Origin of the sequence: Streptomyces cupreus (assembly GCF_014257025.1) — a bacterium.
GTDB lineage: Bacteria > Actinomycetota > Actinomycetes > Streptomycetales > Streptomycetaceae > Streptomyces > Streptomyces cupreus.
This window is the reverse complement of the sequence record NZ_JACMSF010000002.1, coordinates 137,384-160,769: the sequence shown is the minus strand read 5'-3', so window position 1 is coordinate 160,769 and position 23,386 is coordinate 137,384. Positions and strand designations below refer to the sequence as shown.

Below are 23,386 nucleotides of genomic sequence, written 5' to 3'. Positions count from 1 at the left end.
CGTGAGCCTGAGGCCTGGGTGTGGACCTCCTGTGCGTTCAGTGAAGCTTGTCAGATGACAGGAGGACGGCCCAGCCGGGTCAGCCGCCACACCGTACGCCACTTCATGGGCCGGCGGGGGCCGCACGGGCTCGTCCAGCCTTCCCGGAAACCGCCGAACCATGCCCTCAGCGCGGGCCGCGAGGGGCGGCGCACCAGGGTGAGCAGCATCCAGACGCCCAGGTAGACGGGGATGAGGAGCGTGGGGAGATTGCGGCGGGCGAGCCAGACCCGGTTGCGGGCGACCATGCGGTGGTAGACCGCGTGCCGGGAGGGGGCGGTCGTGGGGTGGTACAGCACCATGTCGGACCGGTAGTCGATCATCCAGCCCGCGTCGAGGGCCCGCCATGCCAGGTCGGTTTCCTCGTGTGCGTAGAAGAATTCGTCCGGGAGGCCGCCGACTTCGGCGAAGACCTGGGTGCGGACCGCGTTGGCGCCGCCGAGGAAGGTGGTGACCCGGGAGGAGCGCATCGGGTCCTTGGCGCGCAGCCGGGGGACGTGGCGGCGCTGGGTCTCGCCGGTTTCCGGGTCGGCGATGCGGAAGCTGATGATGCCGAGCCGGGGGTCGGCGGCGAAGGCCTCGCGGCAGAGCTCGGCGGTGTCGTGCTGGGCGAGGAGTCCGTCGTCGTCGAGGAAGAGCAATATGTCGACGTCGCGGCCGCTGGGGCCGAAGGCCTCGATGCCGACGTTGCGCCCGCCGGGAATGCCCAGGTTCTCGGGCAGCTCCATGGTGCGCACGCCCTCGGGGACGTCCGGGACCGGCGAGCCGTTGCCGACCACGACCACCTCGACGCGGTCGCCGTCCTGCTTGGCGATCGAGTCGAGGAGGGCGCGCAGTTCGTCGGGGCGGTTGCCCATGGTGATGATGACCGCCCCGACCTTCATCGGGGCGCTCACTTCAGCCTGCTCGACGCGAGGATGGACACCAGGTGCAACAGGGTCTGCACCAGCGCGATGCCGGCGAGTACGGCGACACCGAGCCGCGAGTAGAACAGGTCGCCGCGCAGCTCGTCCACGATCGCCAGCAGGAGGATCAGCAGGGACGCCTCGATGCCCAGGATCAGCCGGTGGAACTTCAGCGCGGCGGCGGCCCGGCGGGCCAGCGCCATGCCGGAGGAGCGCATCTCGGCGGCGGCCTCCTTGACCGGCGGCAGCCCGCCCTGGTGCCGGGCGACGCCGACCAGGTCGGTCTCGGCCTTGATCAGGATGGCGCCGAGCGCGGCCAGTGTGCCGAGGAAGGCCCACAGCCAGTCGATACGGCCGCTGCCCCACAGGTCGGCGGCGCGCAGCCCGAAGCCGACGAGGACGGCGGCGTCGGTGAGGTAGGCGCCGACGCGGTCGAGGTAGACGCCGTTCAGCGAGTACTGCTTCTTCCAGCGGGCGATCTCACCGTCGACGCAGTCCAGCAGCAGGTACAGCTGGACGCAGACCACGCCGAGCAATGCGCCCGGGATCCCCGGCACGAGCAGTGCCGGGGCCGCGAGCACACCGAAGACGGTCATCAGGTACGTGAGCTGGTTGGGCGTGACCCTGGTGTTGACCAGGTAGCGGTCGACCCGCAGGGACACCTCACGCATGTAGAGGCGTCCCATCCAGTGCTCACCGCTGCGCCGGTCCTTCACCCCCGCGGGGTGGACGACCGGACGGAGTTCAGCTACCGATGGCCTTGACATAGTCGGCGTAGATGTCCTTGATCTGGTCGGTTTTCAGGTCGAGGTGTTCGAGGATCGTGTAGCGGCCGGGCCGGGTCTGAGGGGCGAACTCCACCGCGCGGACGAACTCGTCCGTGCTGAAGCCGATCTCGTCCGGCAGCACCGGGAGCCCGTGCCGACGCAGCACCCCGGCCATGTAGGCCGACTCCTCGTGGGCTCCGCGCAGATACATCGCGAAGGCCGCGCCCAGTCCGCACTGCTCACCGTGGGCGGCCGCCCGCCTCGGGTAGAGCAGGTCGAAGGCGTGGTTGATCTCGTGGCAGGCGCCGGAGGACGGGCGGGAGTCGCCCGACACCGACATGGCGATGCCGCTGAGCACCAGCGCCTCGGCGAGCACCTGGAGGAAGTCGGTGTCCCCGACGCCTCCCGGGTGCCTGAGCACCGCCTCGCCGGCCTGCCGGGCGATGGCGGCGGCGAGGCCGTCGATCTTCTCGCCCTTGACGCGGTTGGCCAGCTCCCAGTCCGCGATGGCGGAGATGTTGGAGACGGCGTCGCCGATGCCGGCCCGCACGAAGCGCACCGGGGCCTCACGGATGACGTCGAGGTCGATGACGACCGCGATCGGGTTGGGCACACCGTAGGAGCCACGGCCCGCGTCGTTGTCGAGGGTGGCGACCGGCGAGCACAGACCGTCGTGCGCGAGGTTCGTCGGTACGGCGACCAGCGGGAGGCCGACCCGGGCCGCGGCGAACTTGGCGCAGTCGATGATCTTGCCGCCGCCGAGCCCGACGACCGCGTCGTAGTGGCCGGCCTTTATGTCGCCGGCCAGCCGGACCGCGTCGTCGAGGGTGCCCCCGCCGACCTCGTACCAGGTCGCGCCGGGCAGACTCGGCTCCAGCCGCTGACGCAGCTTGGCGCCGGAGCCGCCGCTGACGGCGACGGCAAGCTTGCCGGAGTGCGAGATGCGCTCATCGGCGAGCACACAGCCCAGGTCGTCGAGGGCACCCGGGCGGATGTCCACGACGAGCGGCGAGGGAATCAGCCGGGTCAGTACTGGCACGCGATCTCCCGTCCGCGGGCGAGATCGTCGTGATTGTCGATCTCCACCCACTGAACGTCACCGATCGGCGCCGTGTCGATGGTGAAGCCGCGGTTCACGAGCTCCTGGTAGCCGTGCTCGTAGAACTGCTGCGGGTCGGTCTCCCAGACCGTCTTCAGGGCGTCGGCCAGCTCGGGGGCGGCGTCGCCCTCGATGAGGGTGACGCCGATGTACTCGCCGGTGGCCTCGGACGGGTCCATCAGCTTGGTGATCTTCGTGACGCCCTTGTCGGGGTCGACGACGACCTTCATCTCCTCGTCCGCGAGCGACTTCACGGAGTCGAGGGCGAGGATGATCTTCTTGCCGTCGCCGCGGGCGGCGAGCAGCGTCTTCTCGACGGAGACCGGGTGGACGGTGTCGCCGTTGGCGAGGATCACGCCGTCCTTGAGGGCGTCACGGCCGCACCACAGGGAGTAGGCGTTGTTCCACTCCTCGGCCTTGTCGTTGTCGATGAGGGTGAGCTTGAGGCCGTACTTGGCCTCCAGCGCCGCCTTGCGCTCGTACACGGCCTCCTTGCGGTAGCCGACGATGATCGCGACCTCGGTGAGACCGATCTCGGCGAAGTTGGCGAGGGTGAGGTCGAGAACCGTTGGTTCGCCCTCTATGCCCGCGGGGCCCACCGGCACCAGAGCCTTGGGAAGGCTGTCGGTGTAGGGGCGCAGACGCCGTCCGGCGCCGGCCGCCAGCACGAGGCCGATCATGCGGGTTCTCCTTCATCGTGTACGGCAGGGGCTCCAGCGGAGACCCAGAAGCGGATGCTCTCGACGAGCACCACCAGTGCCACGGCCACGGCCAGGACCGTGAGCGCGACCTTGAACTGTGCGGCGGTGAACAGCACGGCCAGCACCGTGACCACCAGCGTCCGGCCCTCGTGCCCCCCGATCGCCCGCACCAGCCAGTGCGGGGGCGCGCCCGCGTTGCCGCGGATGCGATAGACCGTGTCGTAGTGATGGTAGGCGACAGCGGCCACCAGCCCGAAAGCCGCAGGAAGGGCTCCGTTCACCCCGGCGTTGACAGCGAGGGCCAGCACGGTGCCGTACTCGGCCGCCCGGAAGAACGGCGGGACCAGCCAGTCGAGGGCGCCCTTGAGGGGGCGGGCGACGGCGAGACCCGAGGTCACCGCGTAGAAGAGGGCCGCGACGATCGGCCACGGTCCGCCGAAGTCGGTGAGCGCGGAAGTGGCGACGACCACGAGACCGCCGAGCAGGGCCACGGCGGGGGCGGTGAAGCCCGGCAACCCCCGCGCGGGGTTCTTGAACGCCTCGGCGAAGCCCAGGGCGAGGGGGCCGGAGTCCGCGAGGTCGGACAGTGCCTGCGCGGCCCGGTCGGTGCGGTTGGCCTTGCGCGTCAGGGAGCGGAGCACGCGGCCCGCCGTGGTGTAGGTGGCGGCGAAGGCACACCCGATGAGCAGGGCGTAGAAGGTGATCCGCGGTGTCGTGACCGCGGTCAGGACAGCGATCATCGCCCAGCGCTCGCCGATGGGCAGCACGATCATGCGGCGCACCCAGACCGTCCAGCCGACGCTGTCGAGCTTGTCGGAGAGGGCGGCGGTGGGGCTGGTGTTGGCGGTGGCGTCGTGGTTGGCCTCGTTGAAGGAGAAGTCCACGACGTGCCGGCAGGACTGCAGGACCATCGCGCCGAGGGCGAGGGCCCATACGTCGTCGCCGCCGCGGGCGGCTCCGAGGGCGAGGCCCGCGTAGTAGGCGTACTCCTTGGCCCGGTCGAAGGTGGCGTCCAGCCAGGCGCCGAGCGTGGAGTACTGCAGGGAGTAGCGGGCGAGCTGGCCGTCGGTGCAGTCCAGCACGAAGGAGAACAGCAGCAGCACGCCGGCCGCGACGAAGCCGCCGCGGGTGCCGGTGGCCGCGCAGCCCGCCGCGATGAGCGCGGTGAGCAGGGATGCGGTGGTGACCTGGTTCGGGGTCAGGCCGCGCCGCGCGCACCAGCGGGCGAGGTAGCGGGAGTAGGGGCTGATGCAGAAGGTGGTGAAGAAGCCGTCGCGGGCCTTCACCGCCGACTTCAGGCGTACGGCTTCGTCGTCGACGGCGGCGACGGACTGCCGCGCCTCATTGCGGGCCTGGGGGTCGGTGGGGACCTCCGCGACCAGGCTGCCGAGTTCGGGCCGGTGCACCTCGGTGTCGAGGGCCCCGACGAGGCGGTCGGCGAGGCTGTCGACGAGGGTGGTTCCCCCGGCGGAGTTCTCGCGGGCCAGCGCGCGGGTCAGGGCCTGCCGGGCGGCGGGCTGGGCCGTGACCGCGCCCGGAATCGCGGCGAGCGGGAAGCGGGGGTCGGTCAGGCCCAGGCGCAGCGCGTGCACATGGCCGACGAAGCGGGCGTCGACCAGGGCGACCCGCTCCTGGCTCGGCACCCGGGCCAGCAGCGTCTCGGCCTCCGCGGCGTCGGCGGCGGTCCGGACGTCGAAGCCGAGGGAGCGCAGATCGCCCTCGATCGACGCTCCGGGGACCGGCTGGCCGGTGAGGATGGCGGTCGACAACCGAACTCACTCCCTGGGTGCCGACGCGCGGGCGCCGGTCATTGACATGGTGGGGCGCCCCTGGTCCGTGACACCCGGGCGGCATGTCGGCAGAGGCTATCGGATACCGGGAACGTGGCGTTCACCGCCCGTTTCACGGCCCGATCGACGTGGTTCGCACACGCCCTTGCCGCGATCATCATCGGGGAAACGGGGCCCGGCCCACAAACTGCGCTTCCAGAGCGGACATTTACCGCATTTCCTACGGTCGCGGGGGCTGAGCATAGGGTGGGCGACCATGACATGGCTGATCACAGGCGGGGCGGGATACATCGGGGCACACGTGGCGCGGGCCATGACCGATGCCGGCGAGCGCGTGCTGGCGCTGGACGACCTCTCGGCCGGGGTGCCCGCACGGCTGCCCGAGGGTGTGCCGCTGATCCAGGGCTCGTCCCTCGACGGCGACCTGCTCAAGCGGGTGCTCGCGGAGCACGCGGTGACGGGTGTGGTGCATCTCGCCGCGCGCAAGCAGGTCGCCGAGTCCGTGGCACAGCCGACTCGCTACTACCGGGAGAACGTGGGCGGTCTGGCCACGCTCCTGGACGCGGTGGCCGAGGCCGGTGTCCGGCGGTTCGTCTTCTCCTCCTCGGCCGCCGTCTACGGCAACCCGGATGTGGACCTCATCACCGAGGACACCCCGTGCGCGCCGGTGAACCCGTACGGCGAGACAAAGCTCACCGGCGAGTGGCTGGTACGGGCCGCCGGGCGGGCACACGGAATCTCCACGGTCTGCCTGCGGTATTTCAACGTGGCCGGCGCCGCCGCGCCCGAGCTCGCCGACACCGGCGTCTTCAACATCGTGCCCATGGTCTTCGACCGGCTCACCCGCGACGAGGCCCCGCGGATCTTCGGCGACGACTATCCGACGCCGGACGGCACGTGCGTCCGCGACTACATCCATGTCGCCGACCTCGCCGAGGCCCATCTCGCGGCCGCCCGTCGGCTCTCCGACCCGATCGGTGATCTGACGGTGAACATCGGCCGCGGCGAGGGCGTCTCCGTGCGCGAACTGATCGACGTCATCGGCGAGATCACCGGCGACGCCCGGCCGCCCGTCGTGGAAGGCCGCCGTCCCGGGGACGCGCCGCGGGCCGTCGCCTCGGCCGCGCGGGCCGCGGACGAGCTCGGCTGGACCGCCCGCCGCTCGGTCGGCGAGATGGTCGACTCGGCGTGGCGAGGGTGGCTGCTGCACCACGGCGGATGATCGCCCAGCGCCCTGACCTGCGCATCGTTTCTGCAGGTCAGGGCATATGACAACGGTGTTCAGTGCCGCGTTGCTCGATACCCCCCACCCGTAGTTCACTGTGATCCGGCAGCGAAAACGGGAGGCGGCTTTCCATGGGGGCTGGGCACGATCACGGACACGTGCACGGCGGTCACGCCGGCGGTACGGCGACCGCGGCGTACCGCGGCAGGCTGCGTATCGCGCTGTCGATCACGCTCACCGTGATGGTGGTGGAGATCGTCGGCGGTGTGGTCGCCGACTCGCTCGCCCTCGTCGCGGACGCCGCGCACATGGCGACCGACGCGGTGGGGCTCGCCATGGCGCTGCTGGCCATCCACTTCGCGAGCCGCCCCGCGACCGGCAACCGCACCTTCGGCTACGCCCGCGCCGAGATCCTCGCCGCGCTCGCCAACTGTCTGCTGCTGCTCGGCGTCGGCGGCTATGTCCTGTACGAGGCGATCCAGCGGTTCATCACACCGGCCGAGACCGAGGGCGGGCTGACCATCGTGTTCGGCGCGATCGGTCTGGTCGCGAACATGATCTCGCTCACCCTGCTGATGCGCGGCCAGAAGGAGAGCCTGAACGTCCGCGGGGCGTTCCTGGAGGTGGCCGCCGACGCGCTGGGCTCGGTGGCGGTGCTGATCTCCGCGGTGGTGATCCTCACGACCGGCTGGCAGGCGGCCGACCCGATCGCCTCGCTCCTCATCGGCCTCATGATCGTGCCGCGCACGGTCAAGCTTCTGCGCGAGACCCTCGACGTCCTGCTGGAGGCGGCCCCCAAGGGCGTCGACATGACCGAGGTGCGCGCCCACATACTGGCTCTGGACGGTGTCGAGGACGTCCACGACCTGCACGCCTGGACCATCACCTCCGGTATGCCGGTGCTCTCCGCGCACGTGGTCGTCAGCTCCGAGGCGCTCAGCGCGATCGGGCACGAGAAAATGCTCCACGAGCTCCAGGGCTGCCTCGGCGACCACTTCGACGTGGAGCACTGCACCTTCCAGTTGGAGCCCGGCGGGCACGCCGAGCACGAGGCGCGGCTCTGCCACTGAAACCGGTCCACGACGGAGCGCAGCGGTCCAGCGCGCGGCGGCGTCTTCACTCCCACAGCCGGGCCGCGCCAGGGTTCCGCCTTCGCCGCGCCGGGCACGATCAACTGCCGGGAGTGCCGGATTCGTGCGGCACACTTGGGGCGCACAACCGATGTGAAGGATGGGTATGCCGATCACACCTGCCGCCGCGACGCACACTCCGTCGAACGGCACCGCAGACGAGATTTTGCTCGAACTGGTCGACGAGAACGGTGTGACGATCGGCACCGCGGAAAAGCTCGCCGCCCACCAGCCGCCGGGGCGGCTGCACCGCGCCTTCTCCGTGTTCCTCTTCGACGAGCGGGGCCGGCTGCTGCTCCAGCGGCGGGCGCTCGGCAAGTACCACTCCCCCGGCGTGTGGTCCAACACCTGCTGCGGCCACCCCTACCCCGGTGAGGCACCCTTCGCGGCGGCGGCCCGGCGGACGTACGAGGAGCTCGGGGTGTCGCCGTCGCTGATGGCGGAGGCAGGCACGGTCCGCTACAACCATCCGGACCCGGACTCGGGACTGGTGGAGCAGGAGTACAACCACCTCTTCGTGGGCCTGGTGCAGTCCCCGCCGCACCCCGACCCGGCCGAGGTCGGGGACACCGCCTTCGTGACGCCCGCGGAGCTGGCGGAGCGGCACGCGAAGGACACCTTCTCGTCCTGGTTCATGACCGTGCTGGACGCGGCCCGTCCCGCGGTGCGCGAACTGACGGGCCCGTCCGCCGGCTGGTGAGCCCCCCTACGGGACGTGCGCGGGCTTGAGCGGCAGGGCGGCCCAGATCACCTTGCCGCCGCTCGCGGTGTGCTCGACGTCGCAGACGCCGCCCGCCTCCCGGGTGACCTCCCGCACCAGCAGCAGCCCGCGCCCGCCGGTCTGGGCGTGGTCGGCCTCCAGGGCGGTCGGGCGGTAAGGGTGGTTGTCCTCCACGGACACCCGCACCCACTCGGCGCCCACCGCGACCTCCACGGCGAGCATCGGCGACAGCAGCGCCGCATGCCGGACGGCGTTCGTGACCAGCTCCGAGACGATCAGCAGCAGGGCGTGCACCTGATCGTCCGTCAGCGGCACCCCCTGGCGGTAGAGCAGATCCCGTACGGCGTGCCGCGCCTGCGGGACGGACGCGTCGACGGCCGAGGCGGTGAACCGCCACACTCCCTCGTAGGGCAGTGGGTCGCCTGTTGGGCGTGGGGCGGGCCCGCGCCCGTGGTTCTCCATCGTCCGGTCGCCACCCTTGCGCTCGATTGTCACCACGAGTCGAGTGTTGGTAACGAGCCGCTCCGGTCCATGGAACTGAACACAAGTCAGCGCTTTTCGACCGCTTTCTGATCGAGGGCGCATGACGTGGTCATGTGCGGGACCGGTCCTGTCCCGCCTGTGCCGACTTTACGAACTATTCGGGTTGTACGGGTTTGGTGGTGTCGGGATCCGGGGCTCGGTACCTTCTTGATCGGCCGTCCGGTGGGGTGGATAGCATCCGGCGCATGGAGCCGCAGCTGCTGCACAGCGTCACCGACTCGGTGGCCACCGTCGTCATCCACCACCCCGAGAAGCGCAACGCCATGACCTCGGCGATGTGGGCCGCGCTGCCGCCGCTGCTCGACACGCTGGCGGCAGATCCGCGGGTGCGGGCGCTGGTGCTGACCGGGGCGGGCGGGACGTTCTGCGCGGGGGCCGACATCGGCGCGCTCAAGGACACTCCCGATGAGGCACAGGGCCTCGCCAAGCTCGCCGAGGACGCTCTGGGAGACTTCCCCAAGCCGACGCTGGCGGCCGTTCGCGGGCACTGCGTGGGCGGTGGGACACAGCTCGCGGCGGCCTGCGATCTGCGGTTCGCCGAGGAGGGCGCGCTGTTCGGGGTGACGCCTGCGAAGCTGGGCATCGTGTATCCGGCCTCCTCCACCCGGCGGCTGGTGGCGCTGATGGGCCCGTCCACCGCCAAGTACCTGCTGTTCTCGGGCGAGTTGATCGACTCCGCGCGGGCCCTGCGCACGGGTCTGGTCGACGAGCTGCTGCCCGTGGGCGAACTGGACAAGCGGGTGGCGGAGTTCACCCGGATCCTGGTGAGCCGCTCGCAGCTGACGCAGGCCTCGGCCAAGGAGTTCGCGAACGGCCGTCCGGACCGGGACGCCCACTGGACCGAACAGGCACGCGGCAGCGGCGACCTCGCGGAGGGGGTCGCCGCGTTCCTTGAGCGCCGGCGGCCGCACTTCACCTGGAGCGTTCCTACGTCAGAATGAACCGGCTCTTGGAGCGGAACTCCGCCACGAGATGCGCGGGCGCCTTCTCGGGCGAGCCCGCGTCGTAGGGCGGCTGCGGGTCGTACTCCGTCAACAGCTGTACGGCCTGAGCGTGTTCGTCGCCCGCGATGCGCCCGAGGAGCGTCAGGCCCATGTCGATGCCGGAGGAGACTCCGGCGGCGGTGACGTACTTGCCGTCGGTGACCACCCGCTCCCCCGTGGGCTCGACGCCGAACCGCTTCAGGAAGTCCAGGGCGAGCCAGTGGGAGGTCGCCCGGCGCCCCTTGAGAAGACCCGCCGCGGCCAGCAGCAGGGAGCCGGTGCACACGGACGTCGTCCAGGTGCTGGTCCCGTCGGCGGCGCGCAGCCAGTCCAGGAGCGCCTCGTTCTCCATCTGCGGGGTCTGGCCGGGGCCGCCCGGCACGATCACGATGTCCGGGCTCGGCACCTCGGCCAGGGTCCGGTCGGCGGTGAGCGCGAGGTTTCCGGTGTCGGTCCGGACCGGGCCCGTTCGCTCGGCCACGAAGACGGTCTCCGCGTCGGGGAGACGGCCGAGGGTCTCGTAGGGGCCCACGGCGTCGAGGGCGGTGAAGCGGTCGTAGAGGACGATGGCGATCTGCATCGTGGGCCTTTCCTTCGGCGTCAGCGTGTGGGTGCGGGGTGGAAGCGCCGGCGGTACTCCGCCGGGGCCGTGCCGAGGGCCTTCAGGAAGGCTCGGCGCATGGCCTCGGGGGTGCCGTAGCCGCTGGCTCGGGAGATCTCCTCGACGCCTCCGGCGGTGTCCTCCAGGAGGCGGCGGGCGTGTTCCAGGCGGACCCGGTCGACATAGCGGCCGGGGGTCGTGCCGGTCTCGGCGCGGAAGGCGCGGGCGAAGTGGCGCGGGGAGAGTCCCGCGCGGGCGGCGAGCGCCTCGATGCCCAGGTCCTCGGCCGGGTGCTCGGTGATCCACTGCTGGACGTCCCGGAGCGGTTCGCGCCGGGCGGTCTGGGCGGCGAGCTGGGCGCTGAACTGGGCCTGGTTGCCCGGTCGGCGCAGGAAGACGACCAGGTGGCGGGCGATGGTCAGGGCGGTGTCCCGGCCCAGGTCCTCCTCGACCAGGGCGAGCGCGAGGTCGATGCCCGCGGTGACGCCGGCCGAGGTGGAGACGTGTCCGTCGCGGACGTAGATGGGGTCGGGGTCGACCTGGACGGCCGGGTGGTCGCGGGCGAGCTTGGCGCAGTACGCCCAGTGGGTCGTCGCGCGGCAGCCGTCCAGCAGTCCGGCCTCGGCGAGCAGGATCGCTCCGGTACAGACGGAGACGAGGCGCTCGGCGCGCGGTCCGTTCTCGCGCAGCCAGGCGGTAAGGCGCGGGGCGGGACCGCGGGTGCCCTTTCCGCCCGGGACGAGGAGGGTGTGCGGGGCGGGTGCGTCGGCGAGGGAGGTGTCCGGTACGAGGGTCAGACCGCTGGAGGTGCGGACGGGGCCGCCGTCCAGGGATGCCGTGCGGATGCGGTAGGTGCCCGGCGCCTGGTTCTCCGCGCCGGTGAAGACCTCCAGTGGGCCGGTGACATCGAGGCTCTGCACACCGTCGAAGAGGACCAGGAGAACCGTTCGCTGCGCCATGCCCACGATTCTTGGTGGGCGCGCCGCATGGCCGCAATGACGAGTCCCCCACCTTTTCTGCCACCTGGTGCCGCCCGTCTGGACCTGGGATACCAAGCGGTCGGTAACCTGCCGGGCATGACTACAGCTGCTCTGGACCCGCGCGCGGGCCGCCGCTGCCACAACGCGCTCAACACGCTGCACTCCATGCACTACTTCGCGCCCGAACTGGGCAAGGAGGCGGGTGACCTGGGGATCACCCACCCCAAGGCCGTGAACTTCGCGGTGCGGGCCGCCGCGCTCGGCGCCGTCGGGCCCGGCACGGTCGCGGCGACCTTCTACAACTACAAGTACGAGGCCGTGGCCCGCCATGTCCCCGCCGTGTGGGACACCGCCACGCCCAAGCAGGTGCTCGCGGCACGCGCGCGTGCCGTCGACGCCATGCTGCGCCGGCTGCTCGGCGAGGAGGTCGTCGCCTCCGCGGAGCTGGCCGAGGCGGCACAGCTGGCACTGCGCGCCACCGAGGCGTGCTCGCGCCACGCGCGCCCGCTGTACGCGGCCCACGCGGACCTGCCGGTTCCCGAGGAGCCGCACATGGCGTACTTCCACGCCGCCACGCTGCTGCGCGAGCACCGGGGCGACGGGCATCTCGCCGCGCTGATGTCCGCGGAGCTCGACGGCCTGGAGGCGCTGGTGACGCACACCGCGACCGGCCGGGGCTTCACCCCGAGGTGGCAGCTGGTCACCCGCGGCTGGAACCAGGAGGAGTGGGACGCGGCCTGCGCCCGCCTGCGCGAGCGAGGACTGCTGGAGGACTCCGGCGAACTGACCGAACAGGGCGTCGCCCTGCGCGATGGGATCGAGCGCGAGACGGACCGTCTGGACCGGGCTCCCTATGAACACCTGGGCGCGGAAGGCGTGGCCCGGCTGACCGAGCTCGGCTCCGGCTTCGTCCGTACGGCACTGGCGGCGGGCGCGTTCCCCGCCGACCTGATCGGCAAGGCGTGATCGCCGCCACGCATGGCTGAGGGCGCGCGCGGTACCCGGTCCGCACCGGCCGACTCGGCCGCGAAGGAAAGGGGATGCTCGTGTTCCGCGCTATCGCAGACGTTCTGCGCCAGATCGGTGGGGCCGTGGCCACCGTGGTGACGCTGCCGTTCCGGGCGCTCGCCCGGCTCTTCGGCGGCGCGTCCGGCGGCACCCGGCGGCGCAGGGCCTGACTCGGACCCGCCCTGAGCCCCGGCTGTCGGTGTCACCTGCCACAATTGCCGCGCAACCTCAGTGAGAAGGCGGTACCGGATCGTGACGACACCCGGGTCCAGCGGGTCCATGGCAACAGGGTCCATCGAAGGCAGGATCGCCGAGGAACTCGGCGTACGGGAGCGGCAGGTGAAGGCCGCCGTGGAGCTGCTCGACGGCGGTTCGACGGTGCCCTTCATCGCCCGCTACCGCAAGGAAGCGACCGAGATGCTCGACGACGCGCAGCTGCGCACGATCGATGAGCGGCTGCGCTATCTGCGGGAGCTGGAGGAGCGGCGGACGGCGATCCTGGAGTCCGTGCGCGAGCAGGGCAAGCTCACCGACGAGCTGGAGGCGCGGATCCGGGGTGCCGAGACCAAGGCGCGCCTGGAGGACATCTATCTGCCGTACAAGCCCAAGCGGCGGACCAAGGCGCAGATCGCGCGCGAGGCGGGCCTTGAGCCGCTCGCCGAGGGGTTGCTCGGCGATCCGGGCGTGGAACCGCTGGCCGCGGCCGCCGCGTTCGTCGACGCCGACAAGGGCGTGGCCGATCCGCAGGCCGCCCTCGACGGCGCCCGGGCGATCCTCACCGAGCGGTTCTCGGAGGACGCCGATCTGATCGGCGAGCTGCGTGAGCGCATGTGGGTGCGTGGGCGGCTGGCCGCCAAGGTGCGCGAGGGCAAGGAGGAGGCGGGCGCCAAGTTCGCCGACTACTTCGACTTCGCCGAGCCGTTCACCGAGCTCCCCTCGCACCGGATCCTGGCGATGCTGCGCGGCGAGAAGGAGGAGGTCCTCGACCTCGTCCTGGAGCCGGAGGAGCCGACGGACGGGCCGTCCTCGTACGAGGGCATCGTCGCCTCGAAGTTCCAGATCACCGACCGGGGCCGGCCCGCCGACAAGTGGCTCAAGGACACCGTCCGCTGGGCCTGGCGGACCCGGATCCTGGTGCACCTCGGCATCGACCTGCGGCTGCGGCTGCGTACGGCCGCCGAGGACGAGGCGGTCGACGTCTTCGCCGCGAACCTGCGGGACCTGCTGCTCGCCGCGCCGGCCGGCACGCGCGCGACGCTGGGCCTGGACCCGGGCTTCCGTACAGGCGTGAAGGTCGCCGTGGTCGACGCGACCGGCAAGGTCGTCGCCACCGACGTCATCCACCCGCACGTCCCGGCCAACAAGTGGGACGAGGCCATCGCCAAGCTCGCCCGGCTGGCCAAGGAGCACGCGGTCGAGCTGATCGCGATCGGCAACGGCACCGCGTCCCGCGAGACCGACAAGCTCGCCGGTGAACTCATCACCAAGCACCCCGAGTTGAAGCTCACCAAGGTGATGGTGTCCGAGGCCGGCGCCTCGGTGTACTCGGCCTCCGCGTTCGCCTCGCAGGAGCTGCCCGACATGGACGTGTCGCTGCGCGGCGCCGTCTCCATCGCGCGCCGGCTCCAGGACCCCCTCGCGGAGCTGGTGAAGATCGACCCGAAGTCGATCGGCGTCGGCCAGTACCAGCACGACCTGTCCGAGGTGAAGCTGTCGCGCTCGCTGGACGCGGTGGTGGAGGACTGTGTGAACGGCGTCGGCGTGGACGTGAACACCGCCTCCGCCCCGCTGCTCGCCCGGGTCTCCGGCATCACCTCCGGCCTCGCCGAGAACATCGTGGCGCACCGCGACTCCAACGGTCCCTTCACGTCCCGCTCCGAGCTGAAGAAGGTCGCCCGGCTCGGCCCGAAGGCTTACGAGCAGTGCGCGGGCTTCCTGCGGATCCGGGGCGGCGACGACCCGCTGGACGCCTCCAGCGTGCACCCGGAGGCATACCCGGTCGTCCGGCGGATGGTGAAGACCTCCGGCCAGGAGGTGGCCTCGCTCATCGGGAACACCGGTGTGCTGCGGTCGCTGAGGCCGCAGGAGTTCGTGGACGAGACGTTCGGTCTGCCGACCGTCACCGACATCCTCAAGGAGCTGGAGAAGCCCGGGCGCGACCCACGGCCCGCCTTCAGGACGGCCACCTTCAAGGAGGGCGTCGAGAAGATCTCCGACCTGTCGTCCGGGATGGTCCTGGAGGGCGTCGTCACGAATGTCGCCGCCTTCGGTGCCTTCGTCGACGTCGGTGTCCACCAGGACGGTCTGGTGCATGTCTCCGCGATGTCGAAGACGTTCGTCAAGGATCCTCGGGACGTCGTCAAGCCGGGTGACATCGTCAAGGTGAAGGTCCTCGATGTCGACATCCCGCGCAAGCGGATCTCGCTGACGCTCCGGCTGGACGACGAGGCCACCCCGCAGGGCCAGTCCGGCGGCGGTGAGCGCCGTCAGCAGCGCGGCGGGCGTCCGCCGCAGCAGCGGCAGGGGCGTGGCGGCGGTGGCGGTGGCGGCAACGCGCGCCAGGCGCCGCCTCCGGCCAACAGCGCGATGGCCGACGCGCTGCGCCGGGCGGGGCTGCTGGACCCGAAGAAGGGCAAGCGCTGACCCATGGCCCGGCCTCTCCCCCACGGAGAGGCCGGGCCATTGGGCCGTGTGCAGCAACACGAGCGGCCCACGGATCGGTGGGGAGCAAGGCTGGACCGCGACCAGCCAGAGCCTCCCGGGAGTGCCCATGCCGATCCGCCGCCGTGTCCCCCGCCGCCTCCGACTGGGGACGGTCCCCCTCATCGCGCTCTGTCTGACCACGCTGTCCCCCACCGTCGCGGGCGCCGCCACACATCCCCGACCGGACACCGACCCCTCCCTCCAGGGCCAGTTGGAGGACCTGGTCCGCAGACCCGGCGGTCCGCCCGGTGTCATCGCCGTACTCAAGGACGGCCGCAAGACCCGCGTCGTGAAGGCCGGAGTGGCCGACCTCGACACCGGGCGCAAGCCCAGGCCGTACGACCACATGCGGATCGCCAGCGCCGCCAAGGCCTTCAGCGGCGCGGTCGCGCTGTCCCTCGTCGACGTCGGCGACCTGAGCCTGGACGACACCCTGGGCGAGCGCCTGCCGAACCTGCCGGACGCATGGAGCGCCGTGACCCTGCGCCAGCTGCTGAACCACACCAGCGGCCTGGCCGACTACTCCGAGTCGCCCGAGTTCCTCAAGACCCTGCTCGCCGACCCCCGGCACCACTTCGACTCCCGCAAGCTGCTCGACTACATCGCCGACCGCCCCCTCAACTTCCCGCCGGGCACCCGGTACCAGTACTCCAACTCCGACAACATCGCCGTGGCCCTGATGGCCGAGGCGGCCACCGGCGAGCCGTACGAACGGCTGCTGCGGGAGCTGGTGTACCGGCCGCTCGGTCTGCACCGCACCAGCCTGCCGCAGGGCTATCGGATGCCGAGGCCCTTCCTGCACGGGTACGACGTGTCCCCGCCCGAGCCGCCGGAGGACGTCAGCGAGCTCATCAGCATGTCCGGCGTATGGGCCTCGGGCGGCATCGTCTCCACCCCCGCCGACATGACCCGTTTCATCCGCGGCTACGCCGGAGGCAAGCTGTACGGCGACCACGTCGTCCAGCAGCAGCGCGACTGGATCGACGGCGCCTCCGAGCCCGCCGGGCCGGGGCGCAACGAGGCGGGGCTGGCCATCTTCCGGTACACGACCCGCTGCGGAGTGGTCCTCGGCCACACCGGCAACACGCCCGGCTACACCCAGCTGATCGCGGCGACCCCGGACGGGCGCAAGTCCCTGACCTTCTCCACCACGACGCAGATCAACCAGACCCTCAAGCCGGATCTCCTACGGCAACTGCGCGCCGTCCAGGAGAAATTCGTCTGCGCGCTGCTGAAGGGCAAGGGCTAGCGTTCGGTCACCTTCCCGTCGGCGACCTCCAGGCGGCGGGTGACATGGACCGCGTCCAGCATGCGCCGGTCGTGGGTCACCAGGAGCAGCGTGCCCTCGTAGGAGTCGAGCGCCGACTCCAGCTGTTCGATGGCGGGGAGGTCGAGGTGGTTCGTCGGCTCGTCGAGGACGAGGAGGTTGACGCCCCGGCCCTGGAGAAGGGCCAGGGCGGCCCTCGTGCGTTCGCCGGGTGAGAGCGTGGCCGCCGGGCGCAGGACATGGTCCGACTTCAGACCGAACTTGGCCAACAGGGTGCGCACTTCGACCGGTTCGGTGTCCGGGACCGCCGCGCAGAAGGCGTCCAGCAATGCCTCCTCGCCGTGGAACAGCTTGCGGGCCTGGTCGACCTCGCCGATCAGCACGCCCGAGCCGAGCGTCGACTGCCCCGCGGTCAGGGGGATACGGCCCAGCAGGGCCCCCAGCAGAGTCGACTTGCCCGCGCCGTTGGCGCCGGTGACGGCCACCCGGTCCGCCCAGTCGATCTGGAGGGAGACCGGGCCGAGGGTGAAGTCGCCTCGGCCGACCTCCGCGTCGCGCAGGGTCGCCGCCACTGCTCCCGAGCGCGGGGCCGAGGCGATCTCCATGTGCAGTTCCCACTCCTTGCGGGGCTCCTCGACGACATCGAGGCGTTCGATCATGCGCTGGGTCTGGCGGGCCTTGGCGGCCTGCTTCTCGCTGGCCTCGCTGCGGAACTTGCGGCCGATCTTGTCGTTGTCGTTGCCCGCCTTGCGGCGCGCGTTCTTCACGCCCTTGTCCATCCAGGAGCGCTGCATCTGGGCGCGGTCCTGGAGGGCGGCCTTCTTGTCGGCGTACTCCTCGTAGTCCTCGCGCGCGTGTCTGCGGGCGACCTCGCGCTCCTCCAGGTAGGCCGCGTAGCCGCCGCCGTAGAGGTTGATCTGCTGCTGGGCGAGGTCGAGTTCGAGGACCTTGGTGACCGTGCGGGTGAGGAACTCGCGGTCGTGACTGACGACGACGGTGCCGGCGCGCAGGCCGCTGACGAAGCGCTCCAGGCGCTCAAGGCCGTCCAGGTCGAGGTCGTTGGTGGGCTCGTCGAGGAGGAAGACGTCGTAGCGGGACAGGAGCAGTGAGGCGAGGCCGGCCCTCGCCGCCTGGCCGCCCGAGAGGGACGTCATGGGCTGGTCCAGGTCGACGGCCAGGCCCAGGGAGTCGGCGGTCTCCTCGGCGCGCTCGTCGAGGTCGGCGCCGCCCAGGTCCAGCCAGCGCTCCAGGCTCGTCGCGTAGGCGTCGTCGGCGCCGGGCGCCCCGTCGACCAGGGCCTGGGTGGCCTCGTCCATGGTGCGCTGGGCCTCGGCGACGCCGGTGCGCCGGGCCAGGAACTGGCGGACGGTCTCACCGGGCCGCCGCTCCGGCTCCTGCGGGAGGTGGCCGACGGTCGCGGTCGGCGGGGAGAGCCGCAGCTCGCCGTCCTCCGGCGCGAGCAGCCCGGCGAGCATCCGGAGCAGGGTGGACTTTCCGGCGCCATTGGCACCGACGAGACCGATCACGTCGCCGGGCGCGACGACGAGGTCCAGCCCGCTGAACAGGGCGCGGTCGCCGTGGCCGGCGGCGAGGTTCTTCACGACGAGGGTGGCAGTCATCAGACCCCGAATCCTAACGGCCGGGGGCGGGCGGCTTCACTGCCCCTTATCAGCGGGCCATCGCCTCCACCAGCACGCTTGTCGAGGTCCGCGCCACCACATAGGACTCCCCCTTCACCGCCTTGGCGTCCAGGGCGATGCGATGCCGGCCGGCCTCCAGGACTCCGTCGAAGACCTCGTGGGCGTGGGTGCGGTAGAGGCGGTCCAGACGGTACGCGGTCAGGCGGACCCGGCACGGTGAGGTGACCTCCACGCCCGCCTCGCCGTCCACCGCGACCAGCCGGGTCAGCCGACGCTGCTGCGGAGGGCTGCGGTCCAGGGCGTTCTCTATCTGGGCGACCAGCAGCGGGACGATCGGGGCCAGGCCGTCGACATAGGCCACCTCGACACCGGCCCGGTCGAAGGCCCGGCGTACGGCGGCACGTTCCTCCTCGGTGACCGCGCGGCCGAAGGCGACGGCGCCGTAGGCGCGCAGTTCGTCTGCGGGCACGCCCTCGGCGTCGCGGGTGATGTCGGCGCCGATGCCGATGGTGCGCAGGGCGGCGGCGAGCTTGGCCAGCAGCGCGACCCGGGCGCCGATCAGCAGGACCCGGCGGCGGGAACCGCCGGGCGCCTCGTCGAGGAGGGAGGCCAGCGCCGCCCGGTACTCGGCGCCCCGGAAGCGGAAGGGCCCTATGCCGTGGTAGCCGTTGAGCTCCAGATCGGCCTGTTCGTCGGTCTGCCAGGCGAAGTCCCGCCAGATGAAGTCGTGGCCGGCCCGGTCGATGGCGGCGGTGACCGCGCCGCACGCCAGGCTCTCGCACTCGGGACAGCCGTAGATCACGTACCGGCCGTCCGGAAGCGGTGGGTCCGCCTCCAGCAGGAGGCTCTGGACCTGGGCGGTGAAGATCGCGGGCGGGACGTCGGAGGCGAGCGGGGAGACGGCGTCGAGGTCGGAGAGCTGGTACAGCAGCGGGCGTCCGTCGACGATGAAGTCCACGAAGTCCCGGTGGACTTGGTAGTCACCGTTGGCGAGGACTCCACCGGCACGCATCGCCGGTGCCAGGCCGAAGGTCGCGTACTCGGCAGACATGCTGTGAGTATCCCCAGCGCGGGGGTGATGTGAGCACGGCATGGCACATTCCGCTACCGTCCCCGGGTGGAGAAGCGGCGAAACGACGAAGTCATCGTGGTCGGCGGCGGTGTCATCGGCCTGACCACGGCCGTGGTCCTGGCCGAGGGCGCCGGCCGCCGGGTGCGGGTGTGGACCCGGGACCCCGTCGAGCGAACCACCTCGGCGGTCGCGGGCGCGCTGTGGTGGCCTTACAAGATCGAACCGCTCGCCCTGGCCCGGGAGTGGGCGCTGAGGTCCCTCGATGTGTACGAGCAGCTGGCGCAGCGCCCCGAGGCCACGGGCGTACGCATGGTCGAAGGGGTACTGGGCGAAGGGGACCTGGACGGGGCGGACGCCTGGGCGACCGGGCGGGTTCCGGGGCTGCGGGCTGCGACGGCCGAGGAGCACGGCGGGGCGGGGCTGTGGGCCCGGCTGCCGCTCATCGACATGTCGACTCATCTTCCCTGGCTGAGGGAACGATTCCTCGGCGCCGGCGGCTCGATCGAGACGCGTGAGGTGTCCGCGCTCGCGGAGGCCGAGGCGCCGGTCGTGGTCAACTGCACCGGGCTCGGGGCGCGTGAGCTGGTGCCGGATCCTTCCGTGCGGCCCGTGCGGGGGCAGTTGGTGGTCGTGGAGAACCCCGGGATCGACACCTGGCTCACCTCCAGTGACGCCGCCTCCGGGGAGATGGCGTACTTCTTTCCGCAGCCCGGACGGCTGCTGCTGGGCGGCACGGCGGACGAGGGCTCGTGGTCGCTGGATCCTGATCCGAAGGTGGCGGAGGCGATCGTGGTGCGATGTGCCGAGCTCAGGCCGGAGATCGCCGGGGCCCGGGTCCTGGACCACCGGGTGGGGCTGCGGCCGGTGCGGGACGCGGTCCGGCTGGAGCGCGAACTCCTGCCGGACGGGCGGATCCTGGTGCACAACTACGGCCATGGCGGCGCCGGAGTGACGGTGGCCTGGGGCTGCGCGGAGGAGGCGGCCGCCCTCGCCTCCCCCTGAGCCTCGGAGCCTGTGTCAGCAGTCCGTGTCGGGCTCCCCGATCGTGAGGTGGTACGGGGCGCGTACGTCGAGGAGCAGCGGGACGAGGGCGCGCAGGGACTGGCGGAGCGGGACGTACGTGCCCTGTGTGCGCACTCCGTGCAGGGAGAGTTCGTCCTTGAACTGCGTGTACTGATCGTCCGTCAGCCGGTAGCCGCAGGGCGGGTCCTGGATGACCTCGGCGGGTTCGGGCGGATCATTGTCGGCGCCGCCGACGTAGACCGGTCCGGTGTCGCGCCAGCCGGCGAGCCGGGCTGCGGAGGTGGCCTCGTCGACCTGCCTTCCCCGCTCCCCCGCGAAGGAGAACAGGCCCTTCAGTGCGGAGAGTTGGGAGTTGACCCGGCGCAGGTTGTTCACCGGCTCCGACACCTCGGTCAACGGTTCCACCCGGCTCTCGATGAGCAGGCCGACGGTGTGCTTGATTCCGGACATGTTCCGCAGGATGCGCTCCTGCCCATCGCCGGCGACCTGCCGGATGGGGTCGCCGGTGACGGGGTCGGTCCAGATGCCGTACGTGCCGGTCGTGTAGCCGTCGGCCCGCGCCGCGGGCCGCACGTAGTCCAGCGACAGGGTCTGGGCCTCCTCGTGCACGTCCGGGGCGGTGTTGAGGTTGCGCGGCCAGAGGTCGAACAGGTCCTTGTCGTAGTACGGGGGTGTGCCGCCGTACTCGTGCAGGTCGTAGACCATGTCCGGCTTCCGGTCGCGGATCACCGCGGCCAACGCCCTTCCCTCGGCGGTCCGAAGGGCGATGTGGTCGCGGTTGATGTCCACGCCGTCGCTGTTGCCGCGGGTGTCCGCGGCCCGGCCGTCGGGGTTGGCGGTGGGTACGACGAGGACGGTGGTGGACGTCAGCAGACGCCGGGTCCGCTCGTCGTCGCCGTAGGCCAGATCGCGGATCGTGGTCAGGCACGCCTCGCGGCCGGAGGGCTCGTCGCCGTGCTGGCTGCACACCAGCAGGACGGTGCGGGTGGTCGGGCGGGTGCCGATGCGGACGAGTTGGAGCGGGCGGTCCTGCTTGGTCGTGCCGATCCGGCTGATCGACACACGGTCGCTCGCCTCGTCCACGGCGGCGAGGAAGCCCTGTTCCTCGGGCTGGCTGGTCCAGCGGGCGCCGCCCGACTCCTCGAAGCCGGTGCGGGGCGGGGTGTCCGCCGCGTGCGCCGGGATCGACAGCAGGGGTGCGGCGAGGGCGGCCGCGATCACCGCGGCGACACGGGACTTCACGATGCCTCCGGGACACGCTGGGCGGTGCGCGGCTCGCCCACCCCGTCGAGGACGGCCTCGCCCGGGGCGGCGGTCACGCCGGAGGTGGCCTTGCGGAAGGCCTCGGCGCCGCCGACCAGCGGCACACTGGCCGAGGTGCGGGACAGATCGAGCGTCAGGGTCGGCTGCGTGGACGGCGGTTCGATGAGGTCCTTGTCGGTGCCCGCGACGATCAGCGCGAGCCGGTGGCCGGCCGGGACGACATGGTCGGTGGCCGCGAGGTCGAGGGTGATGGTGTACGGCGTGCCGGGTGTGAGGGGGGCTCCCCCGAGCGAGGCGAGGTCGGCCCAGCCGCGGCTGAGGATCGTGTAGTCGACGTCGGCGGTCTTGGCCGCGGTCTCCTTGAAGCAGGCGCTGTCGCCGGTGGTGCTCGCGCCCCAGCAGGTGCGCTCGGTGAGGGTGGTGATGCCCTCGCCCGCGGTGGCGTAGTCGCGGATGGTGTCGGGGCCGAGGTCCACCAGGACGGCCGAGAGATGGGCCGTGGACGTGGTCGGGGTCGCGGTGACGGTGACCTTCGAGGAGCCGGAAAGACGCAGGTCGCGGGTGAGCGGTCCGGTGACGAAGCCCGCCTTGTCGGGAGTGGGCCGGTCGATGTGGGCGGCCCAGTCGGTCTCGTCGTGCTCCGGGTTGTCGGTGAAGGTCTCGGTGCCGGTGCCGGGGGTCAGGCCGAGGGTGCCGACGCCGTCCTGGGCTCCCTCCGCGGGGCGCAGGGTGGTCTTCTCGGTGGCTCGCGGCGGCCAGACGTTCGAGGTGGCCCACTGGTCGGGCCGGCGTTCGATGTCGGCCATCGGTTCGTCGTCGATGCCGTTGTCGTAGCCGAGGAGTTCATGGTCGAACCAGCGGTGCAGGGTGTCCACCCATGCGGCGCGCCGGAAGTCGAAGGGGTCGACGTGGCCGACCTGGGAGAGCCAGATCTTGCGCTCGACGCCGTTCCTGGCGAGCGCGTCCCACCACTGACCGAAGTGCTTGGCGCGGACGTTGAGGTCCTGCATGCCGTGGATCACGAAGACGCTGGCCTCGACCTCATCGGCGTCCGGCACGTAGTTCCGCTCGCTCCACAGCGGCGTCCAGTCGCCGGTGCGCGGGGCGCCGTCGACGATCTTCTGCTGTACGGCGGCACAGCGGGCGCGGGCGTCCGGGCTCTCGACGTAGTTCGACAGCCAGTCGGGGCCGGAGTCGAAGAGCGGGGCGCCCTTGGCGAAGTAGTAGTCGTACCAGGAGGAGATGGCGCCGATGGGGACGATCGTCTCCAGGCCCTCGACCCCGGTCGCGGCGACGCCGTTGGCGATGGTTCCGTCGTAACTCTTGCCGATCATCCCGGTCTTGCCGTCAGTCCAGCTCGTGGCCTTGGCGCGGGTGGTGCCGGTGCGGGTGGTGTAGGCCTTGGCGCGGCCGTTCAGCCAGTCGACGACGGCCTTCGCGGACTGGATGTCGGAGCGGCCGCCGACATCGACGCAGCCGTCGGAGCGGTTGGTGCCGGCGAGGTCGACGCCGACGAAGGCGTAGCCGCGGGGCACGAAGTAGTTGTCGTAGAACAGCGGCATCTGGACGACGTCGCCGTCCGCGTCGTACGTCTTGCGCTGGCCCTCGTTGCCCCGTCCACAGCAGGAGTAGTAAGGGCTGGCGTCCATGATGACGGGGATCCTGCGGCCCTGTTGGGCCGGTTCGCGGGGGCGGACGATGTCGACGGCGACCCGGTCGGTGCGTCCGTCGGCGTCGCCGTCGAGTCCGGTGTCCACCCATACGGCCTCGCGGATGGCGGCGTCGTAGGAGTAGACGGGTTCACTCGTGCGCGGGGCCGCTTGGGCCGTCACGGGTGAGAGGAAGGTGGCCATCAGGGCGGCCGTGGCCGCCGTCGCGAGCGGTCTCCAGATCGTGAAGCGCGTGCGTATCGGCATGCGCGGGACG

General features: G+C 71.4%; 21 protein-coding genes. 9 read left to right on the top strand and 12 right to left on the bottom strand.

The annotated features are described in order from the left end of the window. Nucleotides 1-50 precede the first annotated feature (50 nt). From H4N64_RS02530 to H4N64_RS02510, 5 genes are read right to left on the bottom strand one after another with little or no spacing between them, the layout of a single operon-like run. Nucleotides 51-935 carry a glycosyltransferase gene (locus tag H4N64_RS02530; RefSeq protein ID WP_186280401.1) on the bottom strand — a complete coding sequence of 295 codons (885 nt, stop codon included), beginning with the start codon at nucleotides 933-935 and terminating at the stop codon, nucleotides 51-53. Then, nucleotides 932-1,711: a CDP-alcohol phosphatidyltransferase family protein gene (locus H4N64_RS02525; RefSeq protein WP_186280400.1), complete on the bottom strand. Its 780-nt coding sequence runs from the start codon at nucleotides 1,709-1,711 to the stop codon at nucleotides 932-934. The genes H4N64_RS02530 and H4N64_RS02525 overlap by 4 nt, the downstream gene beginning before the upstream one ends. Continuing rightward, entirely contained in the window at nucleotides 1,689-2,750 is a 1,062-nt protein-coding gene (locus tag H4N64_RS02520) for an iron-containing alcohol dehydrogenase (protein WP_186280399.1), read from the bottom strand. The genes H4N64_RS02525 and H4N64_RS02520 overlap by 23 nt, the downstream gene beginning before the upstream one ends. After that, the gene (locus H4N64_RS02515; RefSeq protein WP_186280398.1) at nucleotides 2,738-3,490 is read right to left on the bottom strand and encodes a phosphocholine cytidylyltransferase family protein; all 753 of its coding nucleotides are present in this window, start codon (nucleotides 3,488-3,490) and stop codon (nucleotides 2,738-2,740) included. Before H4N64_RS02515 ends, H4N64_RS02520 begins: the two co-directional genes overlap by 13 nt. Next, complete coding sequence (locus H4N64_RS02510) at nucleotides 3,487-5,280, bottom strand: DUF5941 domain-containing protein (RefSeq protein ID WP_186280397.1); 1,794 nt, start codon at nucleotides 5,278-5,280, stop codon at nucleotides 3,487-3,489. The genes H4N64_RS02515 and H4N64_RS02510 overlap by 4 nt, the downstream gene beginning before the upstream one ends. Before the next feature lie 277 nt (nucleotides 5,281-5,557). Here H4N64_RS02510 and galE point away from each other — a divergent pair, with 277 nt between their 5' ends. The 3 genes from galE (at nucleotide 5,558) to idi (ending at nucleotide 8,356) form a co-directional block, all read left to right on the top strand. Then, the gene (galE, locus tag H4N64_RS02505; RefSeq protein ID WP_186280396.1) at nucleotides 5,558-6,523 is read left to right on the top strand and encodes a UDP-glucose 4-epimerase GalE; all 966 of its coding nucleotides are present in this window, start codon (nucleotides 5,558-5,560) and stop codon (nucleotides 6,521-6,523) included. A 134-nt stretch (nucleotides 6,524-6,657) separates the two neighbouring features. Next, complete coding sequence (locus H4N64_RS02500) at nucleotides 6,658-7,596, top strand: cation diffusion facilitator family transporter (RefSeq protein WP_186280395.1); 939 nt, start codon at nucleotides 6,658-6,660, stop codon at nucleotides 7,594-7,596. A gap of 166 nt (nucleotides 7,597-7,762) precedes the next feature. Further along, on the top strand, nucleotides 7,763-8,356 hold the full coding sequence (idi, locus tag H4N64_RS02495; RefSeq protein ID WP_186280394.1) for an isopentenyl-diphosphate Delta-isomerase: 594 nt from the start codon (nucleotides 7,763-7,765) through the stop codon (nucleotides 8,354-8,356). Between the two features lie 6 nt (nucleotides 8,357-8,362). On the opposite strand, the gene H4N64_RS02490 is transcribed toward idi, so the two are convergent. Continuing rightward, nucleotides 8,363-8,839, bottom strand: a complete 477-nt coding sequence (locus H4N64_RS02490; RefSeq protein WP_186280559.1) for an ATP-binding protein — start codon at nucleotides 8,837-8,839, stop codon at nucleotides 8,363-8,365. Between the two features lie 266 nt (nucleotides 8,840-9,105). Between H4N64_RS02490 and H4N64_RS02485 the strand changes: the two genes are divergently transcribed. Then, complete coding sequence (locus H4N64_RS02485; RefSeq protein ID WP_186280393.1) at nucleotides 9,106-9,861, top strand: enoyl-CoA hydratase/isomerase family protein; 756 nt, start codon at nucleotides 9,106-9,108, stop codon at nucleotides 9,859-9,861. Here the strand turns inward: H4N64_RS02485 and H4N64_RS02480 are convergent. Then, the gene (locus H4N64_RS02480; protein ID WP_186280392.1) at nucleotides 9,848-10,483 is read right to left on the bottom strand and encodes a DJ-1/PfpI family protein; all 636 of its coding nucleotides are present in this window, start codon (nucleotides 10,481-10,483) and stop codon (nucleotides 9,848-9,850) included. The two genes, H4N64_RS02485 and H4N64_RS02480, sit on opposite strands and share 14 nt — an antisense overlap. A gap of 20 nt (nucleotides 10,484-10,503) precedes the next feature. Continuing rightward, nucleotides 10,504-11,463: a GlxA family transcriptional regulator gene (locus H4N64_RS02475; RefSeq protein WP_186280391.1), complete on the bottom strand. Its 960-nt coding sequence runs from the start codon at nucleotides 11,461-11,463 to the stop codon at nucleotides 10,504-10,506. A 117-nt stretch (nucleotides 11,464-11,580) separates the two neighbouring features. On the opposite strand from H4N64_RS02475, the gene H4N64_RS02470 reads away from it, so the two are divergent. The 4 genes from H4N64_RS02470 (at nucleotide 11,581) to H4N64_RS02455 (ending at nucleotide 16,444) form a co-directional block, all read left to right on the top strand. Further along, nucleotides 11,581-12,450, top strand: a complete 870-nt coding sequence (locus H4N64_RS02470) for an SCO6745 family protein (protein WP_186280390.1) — start codon at nucleotides 11,581-11,583, stop codon at nucleotides 12,448-12,450. A gap of 80 nt (nucleotides 12,451-12,530) precedes the next feature. After that, nucleotides 12,531-12,662: an LPFR motif small protein gene (locus H4N64_RS02465; RefSeq protein WP_336246622.1), complete on the top strand. Its 132-nt coding sequence runs from the start codon at nucleotides 12,531-12,533 to the stop codon at nucleotides 12,660-12,662. 109 nt (nucleotides 12,663-12,771) lie between these two features. Further along, the gene (locus H4N64_RS02460) at nucleotides 12,772-15,135 is read left to right on the top strand and encodes a Tex family protein (RefSeq protein WP_222108429.1); all 2,364 of its coding nucleotides are present in this window, start codon (nucleotides 12,772-12,774) and stop codon (nucleotides 15,133-15,135) included. A gap of 127 nt (nucleotides 15,136-15,262) precedes the next feature. After that, on the top strand, nucleotides 15,263-16,444 hold the full coding sequence (locus H4N64_RS02455; RefSeq protein WP_186280388.1) for a serine hydrolase domain-containing protein: 1,182 nt from the start codon (nucleotides 15,263-15,265) through the stop codon (nucleotides 16,442-16,444). Here the strand turns inward: H4N64_RS02455 and H4N64_RS02450 are convergent. Then, nucleotides 16,441-18,081 (bottom strand): ABC-F family ATP-binding cassette domain-containing protein, encoded by a 1,641-nt coding sequence (locus tag H4N64_RS02450; protein ID WP_186280387.1) that lies wholly within the window; start codon nucleotides 18,079-18,081, stop codon nucleotides 16,441-16,443. The two genes, H4N64_RS02455 and H4N64_RS02450, sit on opposite strands and share 4 nt — an antisense overlap. A 49-nt stretch (nucleotides 18,082-18,130) precedes the next feature. Next, nucleotides 18,131-19,153 carry an oxidoreductase gene (locus tag H4N64_RS02445; protein WP_186280386.1) on the bottom strand — a complete coding sequence of 341 codons (1,023 nt, stop codon included), beginning with the start codon at nucleotides 19,151-19,153 and terminating at the stop codon, nucleotides 18,131-18,133. Between the two features lie 66 nt (nucleotides 19,154-19,219). On the opposite strand from H4N64_RS02445, the gene H4N64_RS02440 reads away from it, so the two are divergent. Beyond that, nucleotides 19,220-20,176 (top strand): FAD-dependent oxidoreductase, encoded by a 957-nt coding sequence (locus H4N64_RS02440; RefSeq protein ID WP_186280385.1) that lies wholly within the window; start codon nucleotides 19,220-19,222, stop codon nucleotides 20,174-20,176. Between the two features lie 15 nt (nucleotides 20,177-20,191). Here H4N64_RS02440 and H4N64_RS02435 read toward each other — a convergent pair whose 3' ends face one another. Both H4N64_RS02435 and H4N64_RS02430 read right to left on the bottom strand, forming a co-directional pair. Then, complete coding sequence (locus tag H4N64_RS02435; protein ID WP_186280384.1) at nucleotides 20,192-21,439, bottom strand: M14 family zinc carboxypeptidase; 1,248 nt, start codon at nucleotides 21,437-21,439, stop codon at nucleotides 20,192-20,194. Then, complete coding sequence (locus H4N64_RS02430) at nucleotides 21,436-23,376, bottom strand: Xaa-Pro dipeptidyl-peptidase (protein WP_186280383.1); 1,941 nt, start codon at nucleotides 23,374-23,376, stop codon at nucleotides 21,436-21,438. The genes H4N64_RS02435 and H4N64_RS02430 overlap by 4 nt, the downstream gene beginning before the upstream one ends. Nucleotides 23,377-23,386 lie beyond the last annotated feature (10 nt).

What these genes read in the sequence shown, in the direction of transcription:
- H4N64_RS02470 (WP_186280390.1), top strand. Translation starts at nt 11,581, where the DNA reads ATGACTACAGCTGCTCTGGACCCGCGCGCGGGCCGCCGCTGCCACAAC.
- H4N64_RS02430 (WP_186280383.1), bottom strand. Translation starts at nt 23,376, where the DNA reads ATGCCGATACGCACGCGCTTCACGATCTGGAGACCGCTCGCGACGGCG.
- H4N64_RS02490 (WP_186280559.1), bottom strand. Translation starts at nt 8,839, where the DNA reads ATGGAGAACCACGGGCGCGGGCCCGCCCCACGCCCAACAGGCGACCCA.
- H4N64_RS02450 (WP_186280387.1), bottom strand. Translation starts at nt 18,081, where the DNA reads ATGACTGCCACCCTCGTCGTGAAGAACCTCGCCGCCGGCCACGGCGAC.
- H4N64_RS02515 (WP_186280398.1), bottom strand. Translation starts at nt 3,490, where the DNA reads ATGATCGGCCTCGTGCTGGCGGCCGGCGCCGGACGGCGTCTGCGCCCC.
- H4N64_RS02460 (WP_222108429.1), top strand. Translation starts at nt 12,772, where the DNA reads ATGGCAACAGGGTCCATCGAAGGCAGGATCGCCGAGGAACTCGGCGTA.
- galE (WP_186280396.1), top strand. Translation starts at nt 5,558, where the DNA reads ATGACATGGCTGATCACAGGCGGGGCGGGATACATCGGGGCACACGTG.
- H4N64_RS02485 (WP_186280393.1), top strand. Translation starts at nt 9,106, where the DNA reads ATGGAGCCGCAGCTGCTGCACAGCGTCACCGACTCGGTGGCCACCGTC.
- H4N64_RS02445 (WP_186280386.1), bottom strand. Translation starts at nt 19,153, where the DNA reads ATGTCTGCCGAGTACGCGACCTTCGGCCTGGCACCGGCGATGCGTGCC.
- H4N64_RS02480 (WP_186280392.1), bottom strand. Translation starts at nt 10,483, where the DNA reads ATGCAGATCGCCATCGTCCTCTACGACCGCTTCACCGCCCTCGACGCC.
- H4N64_RS02525 (WP_186280400.1), bottom strand. Translation starts at nt 1,711, where the DNA reads ATGTCAAGGCCATCGGTAGCTGAACTCCGTCCGGTCGTCCACCCCGCG.
- H4N64_RS02475 (WP_186280391.1), bottom strand. Translation starts at nt 11,463, where the DNA reads ATGGCGCAGCGAACGGTTCTCCTGGTCCTCTTCGACGGTGTGCAGAGC.
- H4N64_RS02455 (WP_186280388.1), top strand. Translation starts at nt 15,263, where the DNA reads ATGCCGATCCGCCGCCGTGTCCCCCGCCGCCTCCGACTGGGGACGGTC.
- H4N64_RS02500 (WP_186280395.1), top strand. Translation starts at nt 6,658, where the DNA reads ATGGGGGCTGGGCACGATCACGGACACGTGCACGGCGGTCACGCCGGC.
- idi (WP_186280394.1), top strand. Translation starts at nt 7,763, where the DNA reads ATGCCGATCACACCTGCCGCCGCGACGCACACTCCGTCGAACGGCACC.